Source organism: Pseudomonas guariconensis (assembly GCF_024127895.1).
Taxonomy (GTDB): Bacteria; Pseudomonadota; Gammaproteobacteria; order Pseudomonadales; family Pseudomonadaceae; genus Aquipseudomonas; species Aquipseudomonas guariconensis_B.
This window is the reverse complement of sequence record NZ_JAMYBK010000047.1, coordinates 1-6486: the sequence shown is the minus strand read 5'-3', so window position 1 is coordinate 6486 and position 6486 is coordinate 1. Positions and strand designations below refer to the sequence as shown.

The following is a 6486-nucleotide window of genomic DNA, read 5'->3' as shown; positions in this document are numbered from 1 at the left end:
CGAACTGCCCAAGCACAAGACGCGCATGACGATCAAGAGCCAGACCCACAAGGGCAAGGGGTTCAATGAACTGCGCTTCGAGGATGAGCTGGGGCAGGAGGAAGTGTTCATTCATGCGCAGAGGGACCAGAACAATGTGGTCAAGCATGATGAGACCACACAAGTCGGGAATGACCGCAGTGAGCGTGTCGAGCGCGACGAAACGATTTCGATTGGGCAGGACCGCAGCGAGGATGTAGCACGGGATGAGTCCGTCAGCATTGGGCAGAACCGACTGCATGAAATCAGCAACGACGACAGCCTGACCATCGGCCGCACCCACACCATTGTCACTGGCCAAGACCGAATCGAAACAGTAGGCAACCACCGGCAGGACATAACGAAAGCTAACCATTCGATAGAAATCGGCGGCCACCTCGAACAGGTGGTTGCCGGCCACAGCACACTGCAAACCGGAGATGCCATCCGGCATACGACCAAGGTTTATGACATCGAGGTCAGCGAAAGCCTAACTATAAAAAGCCCTGCGGGCTTACTACGGATCGATGGCTCCGGCGTCACGCTGGATGGCGTGGCGCTCACGTTCACAGGGCCGATCAACCAGCAATCGGAGGGTAGCCAACACACGACATCGATCTCCGGCGTGCCGGAGCCCGGTGAGCCCATTTGCCTCAGTTGCCTACTCAAGGCGATCTCGGACGGACGCAACATAATCCGCATGGAGGACGTAAGCTGATGCACAACCCATTCATCAACGCACTGGTCAAAGTGCTGGAAGAGTCTGATCGGTATCGACTGAGCGCCATTGTCGAAATGGCCAACCTCCTCCCCTCAACGCGCGAAAAGCTGACGCAATATTACTCAGAGCGAAGCTGGCCACTTCTGCAGCAAGCTCAATTCTCCAACTTGCGAACAATAGGTCCTTGGTTGATCGGCGCTCGACCTGGTGCTGGTGTATCGGCCCAGTACGACTTTCAATGGCAGCTCGCCCAAAGTGCAGTTGATGCTGTATGCGGTTGGATTGTCAGCGCGCTGCCACCCGCACAATTAGCGCAACATCTGAGCCAAGCCAATATTGTCACTGGAACTCACGGGCAGCTGTACCTTCTGCGTTACCACACTGCCGCCAGTCTGCAGGTATTGGATGCGCGACGTGACCTGCCGGGCGTCAGCGAGTGGCTGGCGCCAATCCATCGCTGGTGGGCTCCCGTGGCTAACCCGCACAAAAAACTGTGGCTGCAGATCTCTGGCGATAATCGCCCGCAAGCCACTCACGTTCCACCTATCACACTCGATGAGAAGTGCTGGAGAGCATTGGCGGGTGACCCCTTGTGCTATCAGCTTGCCGAACTGCTCAAGCACGAGCAGTCCGGCCCGACATTGGCCACTAACTGCCACGGTACGCGGCTTGGCCTGATACAGCACTACCTGACACAAGCCTGTCAACAAGGCCTGAGCCGTGAAGACGATCTCATCACTTATGTATTGATGATGTCCCGCAATGGCGAATTACTCAGCAAGATGCCGGCCTGGCAAGAAGCGCTTGCCGCCACCCGCGACCAGCAATCCTCTCTGATCGACAACATGCAGGCCTACCTGCGTTCTACAGTCTGAGGACTACTCATGAATTCACTCATCGAAACCCTCGAGCTGTGCAAACGAATCAATTCCGGCTACAAGCCGGCCCTGAGCAACAGCCCGGTCGCCTCCTGCACACGTCGCTTCGAACTACTGCCATTGCGCTACGCCGCCATCGGCGGTAAGCCAGCCCAACGCACCCGTTTGCCTAAGTTACCCAGCCATCTGGCCCCTTTCCAGGATGTCGGCGAACTCAACCAATCGAGCTACGCAATTCGCCCCCTGCGCGAGGGTTTTCTCTATCTGCTGATCAAGCGCCAACGGGTTGAGGAATATGAGTGGCACAGTCAGTATCGGGTGGCCTCGAACGGCTCGCTGCGATACATCAGTGCCGAGGCCCCTTGGGAGCCCGCTTCCAGTTCGTCCACACTCGATGAGATGATTCGCGGCTTCGGCTGGACCATCACCCTGTACGACCTGGATGATATCCAGGAGCTACGCCCACTCTTCAGCCCCTCCCCCCTGACACCGCGCATGCTCGACAATTACCGCCTGCTCGAAGATGAATACCGCAGCAGCTTGCCAACGATCGATATCGAGCGCTTCATCCAGCCCGCCGATGCACCGCCGCAAGCCCATGTGCTCAAATACGATCAACTGGACTGGGTGGCCGACTTCAAGGCACAGGACGACCCACAACTGAAAGCGCTGCTGGACATGCAGCCGTTCAATAGCGGCCAGATCGTGTCGCCGCAGGCCTCACGGCAGGCGCTGGCACCTGCCGTCAATCAAACCAAGCCACGTGGTGCTGCCATCGTGATCGAGGATGCCATTGGCATCACGCAGGAACTCAATGCGTGGCGCAATGCGGCCATTGATGACGTGCGGACACAATGGCTGCGGCGCAACGTGGAACCCGGCGTAGACAACGAACGCAAACTGCTGGTCGCACAGTCCTTCCTGGAAATAGAGAAACTCTACCCGCAGATGATGGCCGACCAGATCGTCAAACGCGAAGTCATGGCCGAGACCATTCGTAACCAACCGACCACACCAGTAGAGTTCTACGCGTTTTCCGAACGGGCCAGGAAGCAGGCCGACGAACACGATGCACGCATCAAGCCCCATCTAGATCAGTTCGAACGTGAGGTCCGTGCCAAAGTCCAGGCCCGCCAAGACGCCGGGGAGTTCAAGGCCAAGTTCGACAAGAAGTACGGATACCTGGTCGACCGCCAAGCGATGCACACTCAGCTCGAAAGTTTCGAGCAGGTTATGCAGCACGCCCAACAGGCCGCAGAAGACCGTGCCAAGGACCATGTGCGCTGGTTGATTAGCGAACGACTGCTGCAGGCGCTGGATCGCTACGACAACTCCGACCTGATCAATGGCCTGGCCTTTGCCGAGCAGAGCGGCCAATGCGTGATCGGCATGGAGTTCAGTGAGCTGGGTTCGAAACTGCTGGATCACTGGTGGCGCAGCGCGCCGGGTGAGCGGGCGAACCTGGCGATGCGGGGCGTCACCTACAACCAGGATGATATTCGCAAAGAACTCACAGCCCTGCGTGAAGCCGCCAAAGCCCTACCGCCATCACAATCGTCCCTGGAGTTGCCGGAATCGCTCGCCCGGCAGGCACACACCGCAGCCAATGCCTTTGCGCGTATCAACACCCTGTACGAAGAGCTACAAAGCCAGAGCAGCACCGCAAGCATCGGTTTATACGCCTGGTATGCCGCGCTTGGTCGGCAGGTGCTGAGCACCGCAGCGCCCAACAGCATGGACCGTGCACTACATTATGGCCTGCGCCTCACGCTGTTCGCTTCGGTTCATCAGACAGCTGTCGACGTTCGCCTGGGCGAAGCGGCTCGAGGTGGCCAGGTACTGAGCCCTCAGCGAAGCAGTGGCCAAGTTGCACGCTACCTGGATCAGGCGTGGGCGGAAGGGTTGATGCAGGCTAACAAGAGTGACTTCTACAAAGTCCGCGTCTCTGCCTTAGTGTGCCTGCTGGAAGGGATGCTGATGGCGTTCAAGGCGCAGGAGTTGCCTGACAGTGATGAGCGACTAAAAACAGAACTCATGGCTGCCGCCATGACCTCCGCGGCAGCAGGTTTCGAAATTGGCGCCAGCTATGTCGAGCAGGTAGTGACACGCTATGGGGCAAATAGCGTGACGGGGAAAGGTGCAGTGGTAACCTTGGGGCGATTGAAGCTCTGGGGGGCTGGACTGGCTGGGATGGGGGGAATGGTTCTGGCGTGGTGGGATTTTGCGGATGGGATTGAGCACTTTAAAAGAAGTTTAGGGGGACTTACTGTGCAGAGGCGGAAGGAGTCTAAGCTTCTAGCTACTGCTTACACTTCACGTGCGATGGCGACAATAACACTATCGCTGGCGGAATTAGGATCTGCCATTGCGATTGCAAAGCCATTTTTCGACTATCTAGCACAGAGCAGCAAAAGCAGAATCACAACTCTACTAGGCCGTTCTATGGGAATGCTTGCAGCGAAACTGGGAACACAAGCTGCTCGCCTACTGCTCTCACGGCTAATTCTTGGAGCTTTCTGGATCGGTCTAGCGTTGACGCTGATCATTTTCGTACTTGAAGACGACGCTCTAGAAAAGTGGTGTAAGCACAGCACTTACCGCATCGACAATCATTCGAAACCTTATGACGAACAAGAAGAGCTAGCGGCTTTACATGCTGCATTCAGCGAGGTCCTGTAATGTATCTTATTGAATGGGGACTTTGGCAAGCCTCCATCGAGCCAGAGCCCAGACGAAAAGCAACCGATGCAGAAGCAACAGCGAATGACACATATGCCATCAAAGATTTCTATGAGAGCGACCTAAAAGAGGAAATACATTTCAATTCAGTCAGCAACACCCCTCGCACGCGCGGCCCCGTATTTTCTTTCAATGACACTTATATGGATATGCGCTGCGGGGGAACAGAAGAGAAACGCGGACTCATTACACTTGCAACGTTAGGCGGAATAGCCCCAATGATATTTACAGCCACACTTTTGGCCCTCGGATTTATCTGGATAGACATCACCGACCCAGCAATGCGCTCCCCTATTTCAATGCTAACCACGTTGATCATGCTATCACTTGACGCAGCCATAATTTACCTCTACTCGAAATATGGATTTCACCTTACTCGTCTGGAAATAATCACCAGCCGCCACCTCCTCATTCGCTTCAATCGAAAAACCCAGCAGGTTCACCTACATCGCCCTAGCTATTGTGGTGGGATCGTTACATTTCCGTGGAAAACAACAGCAAGCACGGCAACTTACCCTGAGGATGACGCCTGCAGTTTAGGGGTGAGGCTCGGTTTGATATGGCACCCTAGCCGAACCGGTCTTCCCCATATGGAAGTGGCATTTCTTGGCAAGCAAGGCCAAGGTGGCAGTGAGCTGCGTGACGAATGGGAGTTCATCCGCCGATACATGGAAGAAGGCCCGGAGTCCGTCCCTCGCCCACGCCTGAGCACCCAACTACCTTCCCCTATCCGGGCATTCAGCGCTCAATTCGAAGGCCTCGGTCGATTCTTCCGCAAGAGCAGTTGGTTACTGAAAGCCATCCTGCTCATGGTTTGGCCAGCTTTCGTCATTATCGGCACTGCACACTGGGTGAGCCTGATGCTGTGCTGGAGGCCACATTGGCCGAAGGTCATTCGCGAAGCAGGAATGCCCGGCAAGCCAGTCCCACCACTGACAACCCTGAGTGACTACCCGTCAGAAATACAGAAGCGCCTACTCGCCAACGCTGACCGCTGGCGGCTCAAGCCTGGCAAACGCCCATAAAAGAAACTCCGCCCTTAGGACGCCAAAACACAAACGGAAGATAGCTGATTAAATACTTCCTTTGTGCAGTTGAAACTTACCCACGAGCCCACTCATCGTCTCTTCAAAACAGCGACGATCAAGTTTCACGCTATCTGGATCAGACTTGGCAGCCAGCGTTACCGAGGCAAGAACTCGCCCAAGATATCAAAAAAAACAACATCATGACTACCTCCCCGCCAATAAATTACTGGCCAGATCGCAATACCCCAGACGCTCATACCGAAATCACAATCCAGAAGGATAGCCAATGAACATCCCCGATCGCGCCCTAGGATGGAAATACGACCTTCCTGCTCCAGGCGTTCCTAGCCATCTAGAAAAAACAGCAACTCACGCAGTCCCCTCACCAAACCACATTGACGAAGCCTACATAGAGGTACCAAGGTCAACCTTTAGGATCAGAGGTTATTGGACTGTAGGAGGCAGCATACTGCTCCTTGCAGGATTTATTATGCTTATATTTTTTACTTACCTCGATTTGGCCTCGACCGCCAAAGTAGATTTAGAATCTACAGCCATCATCGCCTCATCTTTCGCTCTAGCTTTCGCGCTAACAATTCCCTACATCCGAATGGATATTGGGCACCCTCGCGATCAACCGATACGTTTCAACAGGCACCGCCGAAAGGTCTATTTCTACCAATATAGATTCGACCGACTTAATCCCTTTGGCCACAAGAATTGGGGCGTCAAGCCTGTCGCCTACGACTGGGATGACCTCACCGCCGAGGTCTACAGCATATACGCGCCCCTAGGATACGGGGGGCTGCTTGAAAATGTAATGATATCGGTCCGCAAACCTGGCACTGATGAGGTGATCGACCGCGTGTTTTTCACTAGCGACATAGAGCAAGGCAAACAGTACTGGGCAATTACCAGGCTTTTCATGCAACAAGGCGCCGAAGCACTTCCGGATTTCGTCTATCCGCCTACGGATTGGAACAGTGAAGATCTAGGCTCTGTACGAAAAGTACTGTCGTAGACATCGCCGCCAGCAGGCCAATGTGACCATGGCGGCATAGCTTTTCGCGAGCTTGCAGTAACGGGTCGCCAAGCGACGATG

Annotated in this window: 5 protein-coding genes and 1 pseudogene; 5 read left to right on the top strand and 1 reads right to left on the bottom strand. The window is 55.0% G+C overall.

Annotated features, from left to right (window positions below; translation table 11 throughout):
- The 5 genes from NJF35_RS24285 to NJF35_RS24755 form a co-directional block, all read left to right on the top strand.
- On the top strand, positions 1-736 hold a 736-nt coding region (locus NJF35_RS24285), incomplete at its 5' end, for a bacteriophage T4 gp5 trimerisation domain-containing protein (protein WP_410900361.1).
- Entirely contained in the window at positions 736-1614 is an 879-nt protein-coding gene (locus NJF35_RS24280; RefSeq protein ID WP_253091592.1) for a DUF4123 domain-containing protein, read from the top strand. The genes NJF35_RS24285 and NJF35_RS24280, both read left to right, overlap by 1 nt.
- Before the next feature lie 9 nt (positions 1615-1623).
- Entirely contained in the window at positions 1624-4296 is a 2673-nt protein-coding gene (locus NJF35_RS24275) for a T6SS effector BTH_I2691 family protein (protein WP_253081795.1), read from the top strand.
- On the top strand, positions 4296-5381 hold the full coding sequence (locus NJF35_RS24270) for a DUF6708 domain-containing protein (protein ID WP_253081794.1): 1086 nt from the start codon (positions 4296-4298) through the stop codon (positions 5379-5381). Before NJF35_RS24275 ends, NJF35_RS24270 begins: the two co-directional genes overlap by 1 nt.
- A 289-nt stretch (positions 5382-5670) precedes the next feature.
- Positions 5671-6405: a DUF6708 domain-containing protein gene (locus tag NJF35_RS24755; protein ID WP_317235064.1), complete on the top strand. Its 735-nt coding sequence runs from the start codon at positions 5671-5673 to the stop codon at positions 6403-6405.
- On the opposite strand, the pseudogene NJF35_RS24260 reads toward NJF35_RS24755, so the two are convergent.
- Positions 6376-6486 (bottom strand): annotated as a pseudogene (locus NJF35_RS24260) (IS5/IS1182 family transposase); the annotation flags it as partial. The gene NJF35_RS24755 and the pseudogene NJF35_RS24260 sit on opposite strands and share 30 nt — an antisense overlap.